Source organism: Companilactobacillus futsaii JCM 17355 (assembly GCF_001435505.1).
In the GTDB taxonomy this organism is placed as follows: domain Bacteria; phylum Bacillota; class Bacilli; order Lactobacillales; family Lactobacillaceae; genus Companilactobacillus; species Companilactobacillus futsaii.
This window is the reverse complement of the sequence record NZ_AZDO01000054.1, coordinates 1-21,328: the sequence shown is the minus strand read 5'-3', so window position 1 is coordinate 21,328 and position 21,328 is coordinate 1. Positions and strand designations below refer to the sequence as shown.

General features: G+C 36.0%; 16 protein-coding genes. 8 read left to right on the top strand and 8 right to left on the bottom strand.

What is annotated here, in order from left to right; all coding sequences use genetic code 11:
- Positions 1-12 precede the first annotated feature (12 nt).
- Positions 13-234 carry a hypothetical protein gene (locus FC88_RS05360; protein ID WP_057813547.1) on the bottom strand — a complete coding sequence of 74 codons (222 nt, stop codon included), beginning with the start codon at positions 232-234 and terminating at the stop codon, positions 13-15.
- A 140-nt stretch (positions 235-374) separates the two neighbouring features.
- On the opposite strand from FC88_RS05360, the gene FC88_RS05355 reads away from it, so the two are divergent.
- The 3 genes from FC88_RS05355 to FC88_RS05345 all read left to right on the top strand — a co-directional run bounded on the left by FC88_RS05355 (position 375) and on the right by FC88_RS05345 (position 4,420).
- The gene (locus tag FC88_RS05355; protein WP_057813545.1) at positions 375-2,093 is read left to right on the top strand and encodes a DUF6792 domain-containing protein; all 1,719 of its coding nucleotides are present in this window, start codon (positions 375-377) and stop codon (positions 2,091-2,093) included.
- Between the two features lie 424 nt (positions 2,094-2,517).
- Positions 2,518-3,915, top strand: coding sequence for a branched-chain amino acid transport system II carrier protein (brnQ, locus tag FC88_RS05350; RefSeq protein ID WP_057813543.1), 1,398 nt, complete (start codon positions 2,518-2,520; stop codon positions 3,913-3,915).
- On the top strand, positions 3,884-4,420 hold the full coding sequence (locus FC88_RS05345; RefSeq protein WP_057813541.1) for a GNAT family N-acetyltransferase: 537 nt from the start codon (positions 3,884-3,886) through the stop codon (positions 4,418-4,420). The genes brnQ and FC88_RS05345 overlap by 32 nt, the downstream gene beginning before the upstream one ends.
- Positions 4,421-4,451: 31 nt before the next feature.
- Here the strand turns inward: FC88_RS05345 and FC88_RS05340 are convergent, their stop codons facing one another.
- On the bottom strand, positions 4,452-5,792 hold the full coding sequence (locus FC88_RS05340) for a glucose-6-phosphate isomerase (RefSeq protein WP_057813539.1): 1,341 nt from the start codon (positions 5,790-5,792) through the stop codon (positions 4,452-4,454).
- A 59-nt stretch (positions 5,793-5,851) separates the two neighbouring features.
- Positions 5,852-6,472, bottom strand: coding sequence for a VanZ family protein (locus tag FC88_RS05335; protein ID WP_057813560.1), 621 nt, complete (start codon positions 6,470-6,472; stop codon positions 5,852-5,854).
- A gap of 112 nt (positions 6,473-6,584) precedes the next feature.
- On the opposite strand from FC88_RS05335, the gene FC88_RS05330 reads away from it, so the two are divergent.
- Positions 6,585-8,735, top strand: a complete 2,151-nt coding sequence (locus tag FC88_RS05330) for an LTA synthase family protein (protein ID WP_057813536.1) — start codon at positions 6,585-6,587, stop codon at positions 8,733-8,735.
- An 80-nt stretch (positions 8,736-8,815) separates the two neighbouring features.
- The gene (locus FC88_RS05325) at positions 8,816-10,954 is read left to right on the top strand and encodes an LTA synthase family protein (RefSeq protein WP_057813534.1); all 2,139 of its coding nucleotides are present in this window, start codon (positions 8,816-8,818) and stop codon (positions 10,952-10,954) included.
- Between the two features lie 60 nt (positions 10,955-11,014).
- Here the strand turns inward: FC88_RS05325 and FC88_RS05320 are convergent, their stop codons facing one another.
- Both FC88_RS05320 and FC88_RS05315 read right to left on the bottom strand, forming a co-directional pair.
- On the bottom strand, positions 11,015-12,511 hold the full coding sequence (locus FC88_RS05320; RefSeq protein ID WP_057813531.1) for a sensor histidine kinase: 1,497 nt from the start codon (positions 12,509-12,511) through the stop codon (positions 11,015-11,017).
- Positions 12,511-13,260 carry a response regulator transcription factor gene (locus tag FC88_RS05315; RefSeq protein WP_057813529.1) on the bottom strand — a complete coding sequence of 250 codons (750 nt, stop codon included), beginning with the start codon at positions 13,258-13,260 and terminating at the stop codon, positions 12,511-12,513. Before FC88_RS05315 ends, FC88_RS05320 begins: the two co-directional genes overlap by 1 nt.
- 97 nt (positions 13,261-13,357) lie before the next feature.
- Between FC88_RS05315 and FC88_RS05310 the strand changes: the two genes are divergently transcribed.
- Complete coding sequence (locus FC88_RS05310) at positions 13,358-14,134, top strand: Cof-type HAD-IIB family hydrolase (RefSeq protein WP_057813528.1); 777 nt, start codon at positions 13,358-13,360, stop codon at positions 14,132-14,134.
- A gap of 50 nt (positions 14,135-14,184) precedes the next feature.
- Here the strand turns inward: FC88_RS05310 and FC88_RS05305 are convergent, their stop codons facing one another.
- On the bottom strand, positions 14,185-15,180 hold the full coding sequence (locus FC88_RS05305; protein WP_057813526.1) for a zinc-binding alcohol dehydrogenase family protein: 996 nt from the start codon (positions 15,178-15,180) through the stop codon (positions 14,185-14,187).
- Positions 15,181-15,284: 104 nt separating this feature from the next.
- The gene (locus FC88_RS05300) at positions 15,285-15,950 is read right to left on the bottom strand and encodes a hypothetical protein (RefSeq protein ID WP_057813524.1); all 666 of its coding nucleotides are present in this window, start codon (positions 15,948-15,950) and stop codon (positions 15,285-15,287) included.
- A 315-nt stretch (positions 15,951-16,265) separates the two neighbouring features.
- Here FC88_RS05300 and FC88_RS05295 point away from each other — a divergent pair, with 315 nt between their 5' ends.
- On the top strand, positions 16,266-16,814 hold the full coding sequence (locus tag FC88_RS05295) for an NADPH-dependent FMN reductase (RefSeq protein ID WP_057813522.1): 549 nt from the start codon (positions 16,266-16,268) through the stop codon (positions 16,812-16,814).
- A 52-nt stretch (positions 16,815-16,866) separates the two neighbouring features.
- Here FC88_RS05295 and FC88_RS05290 read toward each other — a convergent pair whose 3' ends face one another.
- Positions 16,867-19,494 (bottom strand): glycoside hydrolase family 3 protein, encoded by a 2,628-nt coding sequence (locus FC88_RS05290; protein ID WP_057813520.1) that lies wholly within the window; start codon positions 19,492-19,494, stop codon positions 16,867-16,869.
- A gap of 530 nt (positions 19,495-20,024) precedes the next feature.
- On the opposite strand from FC88_RS05290, the gene coaBC reads away from it, so the two are divergent.
- A complete protein-coding gene (coaBC, locus tag FC88_RS05280) occupies positions 20,025-21,215 on the top strand; it encodes a bifunctional phosphopantothenoylcysteine decarboxylase/phosphopantothenate--cysteine ligase CoaBC (RefSeq protein WP_057813516.1) in 1,191 nt (396 codons plus the stop codon).
- The last annotated feature ends 113 nt before the right edge of the window (positions 21,216-21,328 follow it).

Sequence of the window (21,328 nt, the reverse complement as noted above, 5' to 3'; positions counted from 1 at the left end):
ATAAAAGCCTCCTCACTTTAAGTAATGCAATTCCAATTCACGCAGAACTTTCCACATTGCTGTATCCTGCGCTTTAGCAATTGCCTCTATATCGCGCAAATTGATAGATGTGGCGGAAGATTGTTTTTTATTGAAAGATTTATGGAGCGTCGTATAACCATACCCACTCTTTTTTGCTATTACATAAATTGTTAATCCGTTGTCTTCTAAGTATGATTTAATATCTATTCTCATCTTTCTCCAACCTCCACAAATATATTATAGCACGTTTGTGATATAACACAAATGTGAGGTATCACAAACGTGCTATATTTTTAAAATAATTCCTAATTTACCGACATTTTGTTAAACTAAAACTATTAAGAGGTGATTTAATGAGAGCCTTACTAAGTACTTTAAACAGATTAAATCATGTTTATGAGCAGCTCGATTTACTCAACTTTCGAGCTCACAAAAATCTTCCTTTGACTTTTAACAAAGAAGACAGTAAGAAGTTACTACCCCAAAACAAACGACTTTATTTCAGCTATTCTTATCTAAATAAAGAAAAATCTCGTTTAACAAATTTACTGTTGAATCAAGTTGTCGATTTACGCTTACCAATTTTCATTAAAAATAAAACTATCCATCCCCAGATGATCGATAAAGTTTTAAAATTACAAAATATCAATCAGGCGCCTGGCAAACAACGTTTCAAATTACCTTCTAGAAATCGTAAGATCAACAAATTAAAGCAATTGATCACGATGATTGAAAATGAAAATTTGAATCTTTGCCGAGGCTATCTCAATCAAATTTATATTATTTTGCTAATTCATCATGCTTTGCCTTTGGAATTGCGAAATCAACAATATCAAGCCGGCGAATTACTTCAAGACAGCGATTTTCGCACGAAGCTTTTGCAATACGATTATGATCGTTATTTGTATGAAGAATTCGAACCGGAAAATTACTTACGACTCTTAATTTACAATCGTGTTCATCGGATGCCCGATTATGTCAAATCTTTTGAAGCTCGTAAAGTCTTACCAGAAGCCGCTGAATGTGGATTTTCCGCCACAGCTTTTCAAATTGCTATCGATGGCGTCAAAGAGTTATACATTACCTTTCGCGGAACTGAAGGTGGCAACGATAATACTATCAAGTCCCGCAGCAAACGTTTTGAAGCTTCAATTCTCGAGACGTATAAAGACTGGGATTATAACGTCAATGCGATTCTAATTGGGAGCGATAAAAACCTCAGTCAACTTAAACTGGCACGTCAATTTGTAGAATACGTTTCGCAAAGAAGTTTATCTGATACATTAGTCTACGGCCTGGGGCACTCTTTAGGCGGTCATTTTGTGCAAACTTTGCAATTAATGGATGACTCTTTTAACGCTGGTTTCACGTTAAACTCTGCTCCAGTTAATTTAAAATTGATTCAGCATCTAAAACCAGAATTATTCACACCTGAAACTTGGCAAAAATTATTTGATCTTACTGATGATACAGAAAATGTAAAATACATTACGACTGACTTGAAAAATCAAATCAACCGTTTGTTGCCACGAGACTACTCTGAAATCATCAACCAAAGCTTCGAACAAGATATGACTCAAGTTTTCTATGAACTCCCCTTCACCATTTGGGTCGGTCAAAAATGGGAATATAACTTGAGCAACTGGAAATACCCATTCAAAAATCACCCTCGAGCCTTTTTGAGTAGTGGTGAAATTCATGCCTACCAAAGATTTTTCGAACAATTATTCGCTTATCTGACCATTTCCAATAATAGCGCTCAAGTTGTCAAAAACAGCATGAGCTTTATTAGACATCGAACTCGAATTTTACACGATACAATTAATGACCCTAGAACTGCGAAATACTTTTTTGATTATGCTAATTATTTGTATCAGTCTGGAGTTTTTAAAGATCGACCACAAAAAATTAGCCAAACTTTCATCGAAGAAAATAATTCTGTTCTCCGTGGTTCATTACGTGAGTGGCCATTTTTAAAGAGCATAAACACTGATATGTTAAGCTTAGCGACTTACTTCCACGTTATAGATGGTGCCAAGCATTTCTTAAACCGCACGCCAACCAAAATATAAAAATTAGAACTTTATTAAAAAAAGGCTTGAATTTTTAATTTTATATGCCTATAATACGAACCAACAAAACGTTGAAGAAAAAAGTAGAAATCTCAAAAACGCCTAGTGAGTCATGTTGAGTGAAAAATGACCGTCATGAGAATTTTGAAAATCATTTCTGAGTTCGGTGCCGATATGTAGGTTACCGTGGCTGCCACCATTATCAGGCTAGCGGATTATTTGTCCGTTAAGTGAGTGGGTATTTTTGTAATACCCATAAAAGGTGGTACCGTTCTATTTGAGCCCTTTTCCTTAGCTGGAAGAGGGCTCTTTTTGTTCCTAACGTTTTTAAAATTTCAAAAGGGGTGGTTCAAAATGGATTCTGATATTAGTGGCATTAAAAGCCCATCACAGATTAGAAACAACATTTTTAGGAGGAAGTTTTATGAAAGACGATTACGATTTATCAGGAGAAAAAAGAAGTAAGAAAAAGGTATTACATTTACTAGTAGTTTCATCATTAATTTTTGGAATGTTCTTTGGTTCTGGGAACTTGATTTTTCCAGTCCATTTAGGTCAATTAGCCGGTAATAATTGGATGTCAGCCGCATTTGGCTTTGCAATTTCTGGTTCACTCTTTCCGTTACTAGCAATTTTAGCTGTTGTCGTTACAAAGAGTGATGGTTTATATGATCTAGCACGTCCAGTCGGTAAATTTTATGCCGCAATGTTCTTAGTTTTGGTTCACTTGACCATCGGACCTTTCTTCGGTACTCCACGTACTGCCGCTACCGCTTTTGAAATGGGACTTAAACCATTCTTGCCTGCAAAATTTGACACCGTCGGGATGTTAGTTTTCACCGCTCTATTCTTTGGTTTAGCCTATGTTTTAACTGTTCATCAAAACAGATTATTGAAATACGTTGGAAAATATTTAAACACTATCTTCTTGGTATTATTGGCTGTTATCTTCGTAGTTGCTTTCTTGAACCCTATGGGTGGCTTGAACCATATGCCAACGCAAGCCTATCAAACTAGTGCTACTGTCAGTGGTTTGCTCGAAGGCTATAACACAATTGATGCAGTTGCTTTATTAGCTTTGAGTGTTACTTTCGTTCACGCCGTTAGAGGCCTGGGCTACAAAGATAGAGAACTAACTGGTTTAACTGCTAAAGCTGGTTCTTTGAGTATCGCCTTAGAAGTTTTAGTTTACTTTGGATTAGTTCTATTAGGTTCATTTAGTTTAAGTAGATTAAACCTTTCTGATAATGGTGGTACTGCTCTTTCACAAATCGTTAATTACTACTTCGGTAACTTAGGAGCTGCTTTCTTAGGTGTTTTGGTTACCTTAGGTGTTTTCACTACTGCTATGGGACTTGTCGCATCATTCTCACAAGATTTCCACAAATTGTTCCCTAAAGTAAGCTACTTAGCTTGGCTACGTGTCACAACAGTGATGTCATTTGTCGTTGCTAACGCGGGTCTTGATAACATCATCGCTTGGTCACTACCAGTGTTAATGTTACTTTACCCATTGTCATTAGCTTTGATCCTCGTTTCATTAACTGTTCATTCAAAGCCTTACGCTGGTGTTGTTTATAAAATGACAATCGCCTTCACTGTTTTACCTGCTGTCTTTGATATGTTGAATGCTTCACCAGAAGCTGTTACTAATTTAACTTTCGTCAAAGCTGCACTAAACTTCTATCATCAATACGTTCCATTCGCTAGTTTAGGATTAGGCTGGGTTACATTGACTCTTGCTGGATTCGTTTTAGGATTAGTCTTTGGTAAATTAGGAGTCTTTGCTAGTGAAACAAATTCAGTTGAAAGTAGAAACTAAAATGATCAACATTGTACCCACTACTAAAGATTTCAATTTTAAAAAAATCAGTGAGCTGTATTATAAAACTTGGCAATATGCTTATGTCGGAATCGTCCCACAAGCCTTGTTAGATAATTTGAGAATTGATATTTGGCATCCAGAAACTAGATGGAACAATACTTTGGTGGCCTTAGATGACGAAAAGATAGTCGGAGTTTGTTCATTTGGTCCGGCTCGACGGAAAAAGTATCAAGAATTCGGGGAGATCTATACGCTTTACGTCTTGCCAGAATATCAACATCAAGGTATCGGTCAAAAATTATTCACTGCTGCTTTAGAAAATTTGTCTAAAAAATTTAGTGATTTTTACATAATTGTTTTGAAGAAAAACTTAATTGCCCAGGCATTTTACGAGATGTTTGGCTTTGAAGAAACATTAGATCAAATTGCCGATCAAACAGAATATGGCATCGTTCACGAAGTAGTTTTTACAAGGAACGACAAAAAAAGCACCCTCGATTGAGGATGCTTTTTCATTTGTATTTAATTATGAATTATAGTCTCTTGTTTAATTCTTCGCCAAGTTCTTCATAACCAGGACGGCCAAGTAGACCAAACATGTTCTTCTTGTATGCTTCAACACCTGGTTGGTTAAATGGGTTGATACCGTTCAAGTAACCAGAAATACCAACAGCAATTTCAAAGAAGTACATCAAGTAACCTAGGTTGAAGGCATCTTGTTTTTCAATGTGAACTGTCATAACTGGAACGCCACCATCAGTGTGAGCTAGAACAACACCTTCGTAAGCCTTCTTGTTAACAAAGTCCATTGACTTGTTTTCCAAGTACTTCAAACCATCAAGGTTATCTTTTTCAGCGGGAATCTTAACGTCATGTCTTGGTGTGTCGATCAAAACAACAGTTTCCATCAAGTTACGACGACCTTCTTGAATGTATTGACCTAATGAGTGCAAGTCAGTTGAGAAGTTAGCTGATGATGGGTAGATACCCTTTTGATCTTTACCTTCAGATTCACCCATCAATTGCTTCCACCATTCGCCAAAGTATTGAACATTTGGTTCGTAGTTTTCTAGCAATTCTGTTGTGTAACCTTTACGGTACAAGATGTTTCTCAAAGCAGCATACTTGTAAGCATCGTTCTTTGTTAGATCAGCTGATGAGTAATCACTACGAGCTTGAGCAGCACCTTCCATCAACTTGTCGATGTCGATACCAGCAACGGCAATTGGCAATAGACCAACAGCTGTAAGAACTGAGAAACGACCACCGATATCATCAGGAACAACGAATTCTTCGTAGCCTTCAGCATCTGATTCTGTCTTTAAAGCACCCTTAGCACGATCTGTTGTAGCATAGATACGTTCCTTAGCACCTTCAACACCATATTTTTCAATCAATTTAGCTTTCAAAATTCTAAAAGCAATTGAAGGTTCTGTTGTTGTACCAGATTTAGAAATGATGTTAACACTGAAATCACGGTCGCCGATAACGTCTAGTAAATCAGCTAAGTAATTTGGAGAAATTGAGTTACCACAGAAGTAAACTTCTGGAACATCTTTTTCATTCTTAACATTGTAGAATGATGAGCTTAGGAAGTCGATTGCAGCACGAGCACCTAAGTATGAACCACCAATACCGATACCAATAAATACTTCTGAGTCTGATTGGATCTTCTTAGCAGCTTTCTTAATACGGGCAAATTCATCTTTGTCATAGTCAACAGGCAAATCGATGAAACCACGGAAGTCAGCACCAGCACCGGTACCCTTACGTAGTTCTTCATCAGCAGCATTAACTAATGCTTGCATTTCGCCAAGTTCGTTGTCTTGAACGAACTTGCTCAATTTTGAATCATCAAATTTAATTTGAGTCATTTATCTCTCTCCTCCATATATATCGTCAAATCTAAGATTAATCATTTTCGAAGAAAATTTCAAATTTTTATTAGCTTTTTTATCCATTTTCCTAAAAAATATAATAAATACCCTACCGCAGCACCTAAAGTGTTGAAAATTACGTCATCAATATCAGTGACGCCGGTATGTAAAACAAATTGTAAAGCTTCAATTGACACTGAAATCATCGCACCCATTAAGACAACTTGCAAGAAATTAAGATGGCGCTTACTTAATGCGGGAATGAAGAATCCCATCGGTACGAACCACACAATATTACCATACAAGTTATAAAAAAAGTCGACCAAAGACTTAGCATCTGCTAACTTCATCGTTTCTATCAACGGAACAGTATTTATATCAGATAACGGACGGTGCCAAAAAAATTTGAACTGCCAAATGAAATAGCCATCTCGAAAAACTGTTAAAGCAAAAAGTAGGAAAACATAAAAAATAAACACGCTGAGCCAAAACTCATACCAAAAGGTAGTATTTCTCTTCTTTATTTTAACCCAGATATACCTTAAAATTATAAAAATTAAAGTATATAATATTGCTTTATCAACAGCGTAAAAAGAAAGCCGAATCAATGGAAAATGATTAAATTTTGTCGCAAAGCGCGCATATATATAATTATATAATGGTCCTAAAAATATTATTTTGCTCATTCTTTCCCACTTTTTACCTATAACGTATTATACTAACAATTAAGTGATTTATTTAGTCTTTAAATAGATTTATTTAAGAATTTTTAAAAACAAGGAACTTTCAATGAATAAATTAAAAAATATTTTGAATAAACGACTGGGCTTTATGGCTCTATTAGTGACTTTATTGTGGGTCAAAACCATTATTGCCTATTACTGGGATTTTTCCCTTGGCGTTTCAAACCCGTTACAACATTTTATTTTGATCATCAATCCTATCGCTACAGCCGTTATACTTTTGAGCATAGCGTTATACATCAATCGTGCCAAAATTTCCTATATCGTTATGGGCGTTATCTATCTTTTAGAATCAGTCCTTCTATATGGAAATATCCTTTACTACCGAGAATTCAGTGATTTTCTATCTTTTAATACGATTGCTGGTGCCACTAAAGTTTCCAAAGGTCTTGGTGGTAGTGCTGCTAATTTAGTCCAGATTCATGATTTTATTTATGGTTTAGATTTCATAATTCTAGCAATTTTGTTACTTACCCATTATATCAAAATTGACCCTCAACCTATGAAAAAATCGACAGCAATTGCTACAACTTTTTTGGGTATTTTTCTATTTTCATTAAATTTAACTATCGCAGAAAGCAACCGTCCTCAATTATTAGGTCGGACATTTGATCGTGCCTACATTGTTAAATATTTGGGACTAAATAGTTTTCTAGCTTATGATTCCATTAAAACCGTTCAAAATAATCAAGTCCGCTCAGAAGCAGTTGGGACTGATATGGATGACGTTTTAACTGAAGTTAAAAAGAATTATGCCAAGCCTAATCCAGTTTATTTTGGTAAGGCTAAAGGTAAAAACATTATCGTTATCCATTTGGAAAGTTTTCAACAATTCCTTATCAATTACAAAGTTAATGGACAAGAAGTTACACCATTCTTGAATAGTCTATACAACGATAAAAACACAATGTCATTTGATAATTTCTATCATGAAGTTGGACAAGGAAAAACTAGTGATGCTGAGAATATGTTAGAGACCGGACTCTTCGGATTGCCTGAAGGTTCATTGTTCTCAAAACTCGGCAGTGACAATACTTTCCAGGCTGCTCCAGCTATTCTTGGACAAAAAGAAGGTTACACGAGTGCGGTCTTCCATGGAAATATCGGTAGTTTTTGGAACCGTGACAATGTTTATAAAAACATGGGCTATGATTATTTCTTTGATTCAAATTATTTTAATAAAACGGCTGACTCAAGTTTGGAATATGGTATGAAAGATAAATTGATGCTTTCAGAAAGTGTTAAGTATCTTGAGCAGTTGCAACAGCCCTTCTATACCAAATTTATTACTGTTACTAACCATTATCCTTTTGAATTGCCTGAAGAAGATAATGATGGTTTCCAAGCACCTAACACTAACAACAGCGCAGTTAATAATTATTTCTTGACTGCCCATTACTTAGATAACGCCCTTCAAGAATTTTTCAATTACTTGAAGTCTAGCGGTATTTATAATAATTCCATGATTGTTCTTTATGGGGACCATTATGGCCTTTCTAACAGTCAAAATCCTGATTTAGCACCATTGCTAGGCGTTGATACAAATGATTGGTCTGACTTCAATGATTCACAAATGCAAAAGGTTCCTTTTATGATCCATATGAAAGGCCTCAAAGGCGGTATCAATCACTCCTATGGTGGTGAAATTGACGTCTTACCAACAATCTTGCATCTAGCTGGGATCAATACTAAACAGTATGTTCAACTAGGGACTGATCTATTATCTAAAGATCACAATCAGATTGTAATCTTTAGAAACAAGAATTTTGTTACACCTAAATACACTGTTCTAAAGAGCAGCGATGGTGATCCCGAAGTTTATAAAAACAAAACTGGTGAATTAGTTGATTTAAGCCAAAATCCTAAATTAAAGGAAAAAGTAGCTAAATGGCAACAATACGTCAACGACAAATTGAAACTATCCGACACGATCAACAACAAGAACCTTCTGAGATTCTATACTCCAAATGGCTTTACACCAGTTGATAGTAAGGAATACAACTACCAAAATGAAATTCAAAAATTGGTCGCTACTAGAAATGACCTTGGATTGAAATCTACTAGTGTATATTCACAAAATAATAACAAGTCAACTACCGACCTTTATACAACCGACGCTCCAGAATTAAACGGTGATCGTTCAGTAATCGATAGTTGGTCTAGTGTTCTCAAAGGAAAAAATGATTCTACTAAGTAAGTCAGCGTGAGCTGGCTTTTTTTCTTTTCCGAAATAACGTATTATTTAATCATAGAATTAAAATAGTTATGAGGGATATTATGCAAAAAATAAAATCCATCTTGAACACACGACTGGGATTTATGGGCTTTTTGGTCGTTTGTCTATGGTTAAAAACTGTGGTTACTTATTTTCTAGACTTTGGACTAACTGTCAATAACTTATGGCAGTATTTTTTTATGATAGTTAATCCTTTGGCAACGTTAGTTTTTCTATTAGGATTGGCTCTTTACATCAATAAGCCCAAAATTTCATATTTAGTAATGGGACTTATTTATCTAGCTGATTCAATTTTTATTTATGCTAATTTATTATATTATCGTGAAATGGCTGATTTTATTTCTGTTAGTACAATGCTTGGTGTTAGTAAAGTTGCGAAAGGATTAGGTGCCAGTACTTTAAGTTCGATGCAACCACGCGATTTAATTTACTTGATCGACTTTGTAGTGATTATTTTGTTATTTGCAACTCGTTTCGTAAAAATTGATTCGCGCCCATTTAGAAAACTCAATGCTTTAGCCACTAGTATACTTGGAATTGCACTTTTTTCTGCTGATTTAGCAGGGTCTGAAGCCAACCGTCCTCAATTATTAGGAAGAACTTTTGATCATTCATATATTGTCCAATATCTCGGTATCAATTCTTTTTTAGCTTATGACTCCGTTCGCTCGGTGCAAAATAATCAGGTGCGTTCTAATGCCACCGAAGCAGAAATAGACAACGTCTTGGATTATGTCAATAATAATTACGCTAAACCCAATGCCAAATATTTTGGTAAAGCTAGTGGTAAAAATATCATCATCATCCATTTAGAAAGTTTTGAACAATTTTTAATCGGTATGAAAATAAATGGCCAAGAAGTTACTCCATTCTTAAATAGTCTCTACAACAACCAAAATACACTTTCATTTGATAATTTCTTCTATGAAGTTGGAACTGGTCGGACAAGTGATGCAGAAACAATGCTTGAGTCGGGCTTATTCGGATTACCCGAAGGTTCATTTTTCCAAAAACTCGGCGGCGATAATACCTTCCAATCGGCTCCAGCCATTCTAGCTCAACAAAAAGGCTACACGAGTGCTGTATTCCATGGTAATATTGGAAGTTTCTGGGGACGAAATGTCACTTATAAAAATATGGGATATAACTACTTCTTCGATAAGAGTTATTACGATACTAAAGGCCCAGACACCTTGTCGCTGAATGGTTATGGCGTTAAAGATAAATTGCTTTTTTCTGAAGGGGTTAAGTATCTAGAACAAATGCAGCAACCGTTCTATACAAAGTTTCTAACTATTACTAATCACGTGGGCTATCAATTCTCTGATGAAGACAACGCCGGTTTCCAAACTTCTGATAACGAAAATTCTCGAGTAAACGATTATTTCAAAACTGCTCATTATTTAGACAAATCAGTCGAAGAATTTTTCAATTATCTCAAAGCTTCTGGTTTAGAAAAGAACACTATGGTCGTGCTATATGGCGATCATTATGGGTTAAATGACGAGCAACACCAGTCTCTTTCAACGATGCTTGGAAAAACTCCCGAAACTTGGACTAAATTTGACAATACTCAAATGCAACGAGTTCCTTTCATGATTCACATGGATGGTCTCAAAGGTGGCATTAATCATACTTATGGCGGTGAAATTGACGTCCTACCTACTGTTTTGCACCTGGCAGGAGTTAATACCAAATCATACGTGCAACTAGGAACTGATTTATTATCTAAACAACATAATTCAGTAGTTGCTTTTAGAAATAATAGTTTCATAACACCGAATTATACTGTTCTGCGTAATGGAAATTCAACGACTGTCTACGCTAACGAAACTGGCGAAGAAGTCAATATGCGTGACAATCCCGAATTGGTTACTAAAGTTGCTAAATGGGAAGAAGATGTTGACACGAAGCTGAAAACTTCTGACAACGTTAATAACAAAAACCTGCTTCGTTTCTATACACCAAAGGGTTTCACCCCTACTGATCCAGATAATTATTCTTATTTAGATCAAGTTCAACAAATGGAAGAACTTCGTGACAAACTCGGTGATAAGTCAACTAGTCTTTATTCAAAAAATGGTAATAAATCAACAACTGATCTCTATACGACTGATGCGGTACAATTAAAAAACGACCGTACGCCTATCGACAGTTGGGATTATTTAAATCAAAAATAAAAGAGGAATCTCATCAAATGTAGCTATAACTACACTCAAATGAGATTCCTTTTTCAATAATTAAGCTTGTTTTTGTTCATCTTTCTTGTGCTCGAAGCCTTCATCAAATAATGTCACAGTAAAGGTTGTTCCTTCGTTGAGCTTACTCTTGACTTCAATCTCTCCACCATGATTTTCTACCAATTGATGAACGATTGAAAGTCCTAAGCCTGATTCACCATACTTACGGTTCTTACGAGATGGATCAGCTTTATAGTAACGGTCCCAAATATTCTTGACTTGGTCTTCGGACATCCCAATACCAGTATCAGAAATTATAAAGACTGAAGCGTGACGCTCTTCATTTCGACTACCACTAATAAATATCTTGCCATCTTTAGTAAATTGAATGGCATTTTGCATGATATTAAAGATGACTTGTACAAAGCGGTCATAGTCGGCATACGTCTTTAATTCACCTTCATAAGGTTTCAAGATCAATTCATCGCCAGCAGTCTTTGCTTTTTTATCCAATTGCGAAGTAATGTCTTGTAATGGTTTATTAGCATCAAAAACTCGTTTGGCCATGGTAATTTGATTAGTTCTAATCTTTTCGTAATCTAAGTTTTCATTGACCAGTCGAATCAAACGCTTAGTTTCATTACGCATCAACTGAATACTTTGACCTTTTGACTCTTCGGGGATAGCATCATAAGCTAATCCTTCTAATAGCCCGTTAATAGTCGTCAATGGCGTTCTCATCTCGTGAGAGGCATCGGCCATAAATTCCTTACGACGTTGTTCTTGGCGTTTGATTTCTGTATCTGAAGCTTCTAGCGACTTAACCATTTGATTGAAATCATCAGCTAAATCATCTAATTCGTCACGGCCCTTACTTTCTATGTGAACTGAGAAATCATTATTAGCAACTCGTTTTGTCGCTCCACGTAGTCGATTGATCCGATTAACTTGATATCTGGAAAGTAAGAAGCTCAAAATAATCGCTGCCAAAAGAGAAATCAGCAAGGCAAAGTAAAGCCGACTATTGATTTCACCAATGTTAGTCTGTAATTCAGAAACATCTGAACCTGCCCAAACAGCCGCAATTAATTTTCCGTTTTGGAACCACGGTGTTAAGACATAAACGTAACTGCGATTATCATCTTTTCGAAGTCGTGGATTGCCAGCAGTGTTTTGTGATTTTTGAATATTGCGAATCGTCTTACCTTGTTTGAGCTTTTTCCAGTAAGATTGCTTCAAGTGTAATTTGACATTCGTTGGCGGCGTTGGATAAACCTGATTATTATTGTAATCAAAAATAGCAAACTGAACATTTCTCTCTGATAAGACTTGTTCAACTGTTCTAATATTATCGCCAGTGATATTGTGAATCTGCCCAGTTTTAGGATCAGTTTTCAAGGCTATCTTTTCTAGGTTACCAGCATAACTTTCCAGACTCTTATATGTCCGATTATATTCCCAATTAGTGGCAGCACTAGTGACGGAATACAAAATGATTCCTAGAGTCGTCAAAATAACGATCAAAAAACTCAGCATGTTTTGATAAATTAATTTCATTATGCCTTATTTTTCGCTCCTGTATCATCAAATTTGTAGCCGACACCCCAAACTGTTTCAATAACTTGAGGTCCAACCTTTTCAATCTTTTGACGCAATTTTTTGATATGTGCATCGACAGTTCTTTCTTCACCGAAATAATCGTAATCCCAAACTTGTTCTAGCAATTGTTCACGCGAGAAAACTTGTTTTGGCTTGCTTGCTAAAGTTTTCAATAGATCAAACTCTTTTGGTGTTAAATCGGGAATTTCTTTGCCATTCAAATAAGCTTCACGGGTGTTGGAATTTAATTTAAAGAAGCCAGTATTGATATCAAAACCATCATCTGCTTCTTCTACTTCAGCATTGACTGGCGTTGATTCAGCTAGTTTCTCAGCCATATTTTCATCACGACGGTGAATTGCTTTCATTCGAGCAATCAAAGTAATCGGACTAAATGGTTTAGTAACGTAATCGTCTGCACCAAATTCCAGACCAAGTACTTGATCACTTTCAGTATCACGAGCCGTCAACATGATAATTGGAACTGTTTTGGAAACTTTTCTGATTTCCTTAGCGACTTCCATTCCATCTTTTCCCGGTAAATTCAAATCAAGCGTGATCATATCCCATTTGTCAGGATCTTCATTGAACATATCAACTGCTTCATTGCCATCATAAGCAAAACTTGCTTCCCAATTTTCTTTTTGGAAAAACATGCCCATCATTTCAGAAACAGACTTATTATCCTCAATCATTAATATTTTCATAAACATATCACTCCATATGTAAAATTTGACTATATCATTACAATAAAAATTGTTACCATATTACTAGTATACAAAATAAAATTAAGTTGGTGATCTTTTGCAAAACAATTATCGTGGTACCGTCTTCTTTGATTTAGACGGAACTCTTCTAAATGCCCAATCTCAAGTGGATGACTCTGTAGCAACAGCTGTCCACCAATTAAAAGAGAATGGCTATTTACCAGTTATCAGTACTGGACGCTCCCCTATCGAAATTGAGGCTGCTACTAGTACGACTGGTATTGATACTTATATTACTTTAAATGGCGCATTTGTCCAATCACAGGATAAGGTTATTTATCAAAATAATATTAAACCTGAATTGGTAAAACAAGTTATTGAACAAGCAGAAAAATTTGGTGATAGTGTCAGCATGCACTCGCCAAGTGAATCATTTCTCAGTGAAGCTAGCCCCTTTGTTGAAGAATTTTATCAAGCGGTTAATATTGATTTGCCAACCATTGATCCATTCTTTTATCAAAAAGGTGATGTCCCAATGGTGGTCGTTGTTTCTAATGGAGATTCACAGCGCTATCAAGAAAAATTCCCTGAATTAAAATTTTACAAGACTGGTCCTTATTCAATTGATACGGTTGAAAAAGACGTCTCTAAAATGAGCGGTATCAAACATCTCATTAAGGGTTTAGATTTAGAAGACAAACCAGTTTACGCATTTGGCGACGGAACTAACGATTTACCTATGATTAAATATGCAGATTACGGCATTGCCATGGGTAATGGTATAGATTCGGTCAAGGAGGCTGCTACTTATATTACCACTGAAAACGTTAACGGTGGTATTGTTAACGGCTTGAAACATTACAATTTAATTTAAAATAAAGAGGATGACACTTATTAAGAGTATCATCCTCTTTTTAACTTAAATTAAGCTTTAACAACTACCTTGCCCATCATATGACCAGCTTCAACTAATTGTGTAGCTTTTTTAATATTTTCCAAATTAAAGCCGTGGAAAACTTTTGTTACTGTTGAATCAATCATGCCACTATCTAAACCTTGAGCTAACTTTTCTAGATAATCACCCTGAGTAGACATTGAATTCAATCTGAATTTAGCTTTAGTAAACATCCATTCCCAAGCGAAGTTGACTGACTTTTGTTTCAAATCAGCAATTTGTGATTCACGTAGATTAGTAATGGTTGCAAAAGTTCCAAATGGTTTGATCAATTCTACGATTTCTGACCAATGTGGATCATTGTCACTCAAACCTAAAATAAAATCGACGTTTTTAACTTCTAAGTCATGAACTTGCTTGATCAGATCATGATGATGATTGACTACTAAGTCAGCCCCTAAGTTTTTGACCCAATCGACTTTTTCTGGTGTTGAAGCAGTAGCAATTACTCTTAGACCGGCTAAATGAGCCAATTGAATAGCAATTGAACCGACTCCACCAGCACCATTGATAATCAAAATGGTTTTATCCCGATTGTCTTGAGCAGGATTGATTTGCAATTTTTCAAATAATAATTCACTTGCTGTCAAAGTTACTAATGGCATGGCAACACTTTTCTCAATTGAAGCTTTCTTTGGCGCATGAGCTACGATTCGTTCATCAATCAGTTCGTATTCCTGATATGACCCGTCACGAGTGTAATCACCGGCAAAAAAGACTTTATCACCGACTTGAAAGTTTTTAACATCACTACCAACGGCATCGACTATACCGTATCCGTCATAACCTAAAATCTTCGGATCTGATAAATCTTCAGAAATCTTTTTTCTAGTAGCAATATCAACTGGATTGATTGAAATACCTTCAATTTTGACCAATAAATCTCTTCCAGTAGGATTTTCTTTAGTTTTTTCAAATTCAGTAAAGCTTTCAAATTTATTGTTAGTTACACCAAATACTCTCATTTATTAACCTTCTTTTTAATAGCTTTACCCAATTGTAAAACAAAAAATCCGTTTTCCCAAACAATGTGGTGAAAACGGGTTTATAATTATTCGAATGTATTTTTTTAACCAATAATTTCAACGGTTGCACTAGTAATTCCATAAGAAGGAATCATACTATTTGGCATTGCCATATCGATTTGGTATGGATTGTCATAGGCAAATGTTCCTGTATCGTTAACAGTACGATAATAGACGTCTCCTTGAGCTGTAGTAATCTGCAAACGTGATCCACGTGGGATAACGTTTAAATTAGTAGCAACTCCTGAATAACCCATATCTGATCCTAAAACAGCTGGATCATAAAAACTAATTTTGAACGTGCCAACATTGCGACCACTTGATTGCATTTCTACAGGTGGTTCAGCAGCAGCTTGAGTAATAGCTTGTTGCGACTGTTCAATTTGTGCTGGTTGTGATTCTTGAACTGGTGCATGATCAACTTCTTTTTGAAGTGTATCTACATCAGCCATGTTTGGATCTTTTTCACTGTTACTAATACCCGGCATAAATTCCTTGTTACCTGGTAATGATACCTTTTTGTTTAGTGTGTTAGCATCATCATCAACTGTTTGATGTGTTTCCAAATTAGTTAATGTTTTATGAAAATCCGTTGTATTACTTACTTGTTCATTTGATGTGTCAGCAGCATATGCGACTGTGTATCCCATTCCCCCTGTGACGATCAAACTGATAATAAGTAGTGCATCTAATTTAATTTGCTTTAGCAACTAATCTCTCCCCGGTTTTATGTTTACCAGAGGACACTATACAAGATAAATGTAACAAACGTATTACAGGGACAATAAAAAAATTCCAGCGAACTAAAATTCTGTAATCTAATTGTAATCAGATTCAATTTTTGATGTTTTTTTTAGACTATTTTGATAAAATCGGTAAATTTTAACATATTGTGAGTTATTTATCAATATTTTTGTAACCGATTACCAGTTTGAAAAAATATTTTTGTTTGCGAGAACAAATATTTGTTGAATATTTTTTTTTATGCTAATTTAGAAATATCGAAGGATATGGAGGAATTTTATATGTCAAAAAAAATTGCTGTTATAGTTGGTAGTTTACGTAAAGGATCATTCTCAAAACAAATTGCTAAGAATGTTATGAAATTATTCCCTAGCGACTACGAACCAGAATTTGTTGAAATTGGTAACCTACCACTTTATAACGAAGATATTGATACACCTGAAAACGTTCCTGCAGAATATACTGCATTCAGAGACCAAATCAAAGAAGCTGCTGGTGTTTTATTCGTTACACCTGAATACAACCGTTCAATTCCTGGTGGCTTGAAGAACGCTATTGATGTTGGTTCACGTCCTTATGGTCAAAGTGCTTGGGACAAGAAGCCCGCTGCTGTAATCAGTGTTTCACCTGGTGCTATCAGTGGTTTTGGTGCTAACCATGCTCTACGTCAATCACTAGTATTCTTGAACATGCCAACATTGCAACAACCAGAAGCTTACATCGGAAATGTTACTAAGATTCTTGATGAAGATGGCAACGTTGCTGAAGGTACTGTCGGCTTCCTACAAAGTATCGTTGATGCTTATGTTGAACTATTAAACAGATATTAATTAACACAAAAAGCGAATCAATTCCTAATCGAATTGGTCCGCTTTTTTTCGTCTAAAATTTTAATTTCAAAACTGCTCTCAAAACATTGATGGCAGATTTTTGTAAATCTCCTAAGTACAAATCATTATTGTCTTTCCACTTACCAGAAAGTAAAACATGATTTTTATCAGTAATTTGGGCCACGCCGTCATAAACCCAATCTTTGAGCCGATCTTTTAAGTTTGAATCATCGCTAACTCTGAGTTTAACGAGTACTTCTCCTTCGTTATCAACGATGAAATCATTCCACATCTCTGTTTCAGTATTACGTTTCTTCAAGAAATCATAACCATGTTTGATTAACAAATTGCCTTGCTCATCAAATTCAGGTCCAAAATCAGTCACCGCACTCATCAACTCTGATTTTGAGCTTCCCGGCATGATCAAGTCATTTCCAGCGTGCATGCTTTGTTTAGGATCTGCTGAACTGAACCAATCAGTCATGACTAATCCCTCAAAATGCCATTCATCACGCAAAACGTTTGTTAGTAATTCAAAATTAGCACCTGAAAAAATGCCGTTGACGCGATTGTAAGAAGTCATAATAGAAACTGGTGCACAAGTCTTAATTGCAATCTCAAAATTACGTAGATAAATCTGACGTAGAGCTTGTTCGCTGATAACACTGTTGCCATAATTTCGATGGCTCTCTTGATTGTTACCGAAGAAATGCTTAATCGTCACGCCGATTCCGTGATGTGTTTGGACGCCTTTCGTTTCAAAAGCAGCCATTGTTCCTGACAAATAAGGATCTTCTGAGAAATATTCAAAATTACGTCCACCGAGTGGATCACGATGAATATTCATTCCTGGAGCCAACCACAGATCAACTCCAAATTCTTTTAATTCCGTTCCAACAGCAAAACCAACTTTTTCAATCAAATCTTTATTCCAAGTTTGTGCTAAAGCTGTTCCAATTGGCCAAGCTGTCGCAAAATGTTCAATTACCTGATCATTTCGTTTATAAACTGGCTCAACTCTAACTCCCGCAGGTCCGTCAGCCATAACAATTGCTGGGATTCTTTTATTCTTGATTGTTCCAGTTTGCCCGGCAGCTCCCGGAACTAGATCTGAAGAAATACCAACGACGCCATTTTTGTTAGCTGACATTTGTCCTTCAACTAAATCGATTAATTCTTGATCAGTTAAACTGGCAACGAATTCTGCTAACTCGACATCGCCATTACTTACATCGTCTAAAGTTTTGCCCGCTGCATTGCGAACGTGTTCAATGATTTGGTTCAAGCTTTTACCTGGTAAGTCTTCACGTTTTTCAACAAAAGTTGTCACGTCATTCTTTTCTTGATAGTGCACAAACTTTGTCTCTGAGAAATTAGTGGCTTTTAATAAGAAGAAAGGTACGCCACTGACATTCTTCAAAGATACTTTATTAGTTGTCAAAGTAGTCGGATCAATTCTTGGTACTAACAAATTATCAACTTTTTCTAAGATAACCTTCTCATCCAGTTTGAAAGTTGCGACTACTTGCGTGTTTTTCGAACTATTACCAACTCGTAAGTAATAAGTTCCTGGCATCAAAACATAAGCGCCCAATTCACTGTCAAAGATGCTCAAATCAGACATTGGAACAGTAAATTCCAATGTTTGACGAGCATTTGGACGTAGTGAGGTCGTCTTTTGATAAGCTACCAAGTCTTGATAAGGTGTCGGAATATCGGACTGAGGCTTTGATACATAGACTTGTACCGTCTCTTGACCAGAAAATTTCTCACTGCTATTCTCAATCGCAACCTGTAGACGAATCCGTTCTTCGTTAACATTGACCTTTTGCGTCTTTAAGAAAAATTTCGCATAACTTTGACCAAAACCAAATTCAAAACGTGGTTTAATTTGAAAACTGTCAAAATAACGATATCCGACATAAATCCCTTCGACATATTCCGGATTAGACATCCCAAAATTTTCGGAACTAGGATAATCTTCATAGTTATAAGCCCAAGTATCAGTCAATTTACCGGAAGGTGTTTTGGTGCCATCGAGAATTTCCGCCACAGCATCGCCAGTCGTCATCCCCAATTGAGAAACCAAAACAACACTATCAAGCATTGGACATTGATCGATGAAACTAGTATCCATCACACCACCAACATTTAATAGGACGATACTATTAGAATAAAATTGACTCATTTGGATGATATTTGATAACTCATTATCGGTTAACTTAAAGTCACCTTTACGATTGCGGCGGTCATAATTTTCACCAGATACACGAGAAATCACATAAATCCCCGTTGCTGCATCCTCAAATTCGGCAATCTCTGGATCTTTGAAAGTAAAACCAGGTGCCAAAATTGCCATCGGGTTATCTTTTAGTTTCTCATCGTGTTCATGCTTTTGTTGTTGATAGAAACGTTGCAAACGCATTAACCAAGATTTAGTCGTCACTGTAAAACCAGCATTTTCTAAACCTTGCAAAATACTAACGACACTTCTTTGGTTAACATCACCTGAACCAGTTCCACCCTTTACAGTGGCAAAAGCACCATGTCCATATAAAGCAATATTTTTATTTTTTAATGGTAAAGTTTGATTTTTATTTTGTAATAAAACGATAGCTTCCTGAGCAGCATCTTTAGCTAACTCTTGATTTTCAAGCTCTCGTTGAGAAATATTTTCCATCTCAAAACCTCTTCTCTGGTGGAAATTTTATTAACTTAATTTTACACTTTTATATACCAAAGGTCGAAATTCTAAAAAGTATTTTGGTTTGTGTATTAAGATGCCGTCGTCCGTTCGGCCCTGGAAAATTGCTGGAACGCCATGGGCACGACTTGAAGACTTTGCCCGAATTTGGGCTTAGCAAAGGCTCCAAGTTGCGTCGGCTATGTTCCAGCCAATCACAGGGCTTTTGCGGATGACGGCATATTTAACAAACCTCAGATTCCCTTACTTAAGAAACTTACTAAACAAAAACTTATGTACGACAACTACAATTACCAACAAAATAACCCCTATCAAAACCTCACTAAATAAAAAATTCCATCCTAATGCTTGAAAAATATTTAAGATGGGATTATTGAAAATCGATACTAATAATAAAAACAAAATTATGTCTGCTGTATAAATACTCATGTTTTCCTCCATGTACTAGCTAATAGTATATCCAAAAATTGTATAATAATAGTAGAAAAAATTATACGAGGTGAAAAATGTTAAAGGATAAAAATATTGCAGTCTATGTCAGTGGTGGCATTGCTGCATATAAAACACTCAATGTTGTTAGAGCATTGATCAAACAACAATCTAACGTTCAGGTCATTATGACTAAAGAGGCTCAACAATTCGTTACACCGTTGACTTTTGCCACATTGAGCCAACGACCTGTCATTACTGATAATTTTACAGCTCAAACTAGTAACGATGACTTTATTCCCCACATTAAATTGGCTTTGTGGACTGACCTAGCAATTGTTGTTCCAGCCACAGCTAATATTATCGGGAAAATGGCTAACGGTATCGCTGATGATATTGCATCAACTAGTTTACTAGCTACTAAAGCGCCTAAACTGATTTTCCCAGCAATGAACACTGATATGCTAGAAAACCCTGCTGTCCAAAGAAATCTTCAATTCTTGCAAGCTAATAATGTCAAAGTTATTCAACCAGCAACTGGCTTTTTAGCCGAAGGGATGACTGGCAAAGGTCGTCTACCTGAATTAGATCAAATCATGGCTTCTATCGAAGAGCTCTTTATTGAACCTAAACTAAAAGGCAAAAAAGTTATCGTTACTGCCGGTGGTACTAAAGAAGCCATCGATCCAGTCAGATATATCGGCAATCGTTCCTCTGGTAAAATGGGTATTGCTATGGCGCAAGTTGCACGTGATTTAGGTGCTGACGTTACTTTGATTACTAGTGTCAAAGCCGAATTATCTGGTGTCCATAAAATTGAAATTCAAACAGCGGACGAATTAATGAAAGCTTTAGAGCAAGAATTTCCCCAAATTGATGTTTTAGTTATGGCCGCTGCAGTTGCTGACTTTAAACCTATGACAGTCGCTGATCAAAAAATTAAGAAAAATCCCAATGAAGATATCTTTACTATTAAATTAACGAAGAATCCTGATATCCTAAAAACTATCGCTGCTACCAAAACTAACCAATTTGTCGTTGGCTTTGCTGCTGAAACACAAAATCTTTTGGATAACGCTGAAAAAAAGCTCAACAGTAAAAACGCTGACGTCATCTTAGCCAACAATGTTGCTCAAGCTGGTGCCGGATTCGGTGTCGATACTAACAAAATGACCCTTTTACAAAAAAATCATACTCCAGAAACTTGGCCTTTGATGTCAAAAATCGACGTTGCTAAGAAGTTCTGGGACTTTTATTTACAACAATAATCTCACCCCCTAATATTTTTACACCCCAACAAAAAAGACTTAGAAAATCTAATTATGATGAAGTGCAATAAAAAAGTTAGACATTTTTATAAGTTTTAAGAAATCATGGATTG

Excerpts from the sequence above, each read along its gene's own strand:
- FC88_RS05360 (WP_057813547.1), bottom strand. The coding sequence starts at position 234 with ATGAGAATAGATATTAAATCATACTTAGAAGACAACGGATTAACAATT.
- FC88_RS05355 (WP_057813545.1), top strand. The coding sequence starts at position 375 with ATGAGAGCCTTACTAAGTACTTTAAACAGATTAAATCATGTTTATGAG.
- brnQ (WP_057813543.1), top strand. The coding sequence starts at position 2,518 with ATGAAAGACGATTACGATTTATCAGGAGAAAAAAGAAGTAAGAAAAAG.
- FC88_RS05340 (WP_057813539.1), bottom strand. The coding sequence starts at position 5,792 with ATGACTCAAATTAAATTTGATGATTCAAAATTGAGCAAGTTCGTTCAA.
- FC88_RS05330 (WP_057813536.1), top strand. The coding sequence starts at position 6,585 with ATGAATAAATTAAAAAATATTTTGAATAAACGACTGGGCTTTATGGCT.
- FC88_RS05325 (WP_057813534.1), top strand. The coding sequence starts at position 8,816 with ATGCAAAAAATAAAATCCATCTTGAACACACGACTGGGATTTATGGGC.
- FC88_RS05320 (WP_057813531.1), bottom strand. The coding sequence starts at position 12,511 with ATGAAATTAATTTATCAAAACATGCTGAGTTTTTTGATCGTTATTTTG.
- FC88_RS05315 (WP_057813529.1), bottom strand. The coding sequence starts at position 13,260 with ATGAAAATATTAATGATTGAGGATAATAAGTCTGTTTCTGAAATGATG.
- FC88_RS05305 (WP_057813526.1), bottom strand. The coding sequence starts at position 15,180 with ATGAGAGTATTTGGTGTAACTAACAATAAATTTGAAAGCTTTACTGAA.
- FC88_RS05295 (WP_057813522.1), top strand. The coding sequence starts at position 16,266 with ATGTCAAAAAAAATTGCTGTTATAGTTGGTAGTTTACGTAAAGGATCA.
- FC88_RS05290 (WP_057813520.1), bottom strand. The coding sequence starts at position 19,494 with ATGGAAAATATTTCTCAACGAGAGCTTGAAAATCAAGAGTTAGCTAAA.
- coaBC (WP_057813516.1), top strand. The coding sequence starts at position 20,025 with ATGTTAAAGGATAAAAATATTGCAGTCTATGTCAGTGGTGGCATTGCT.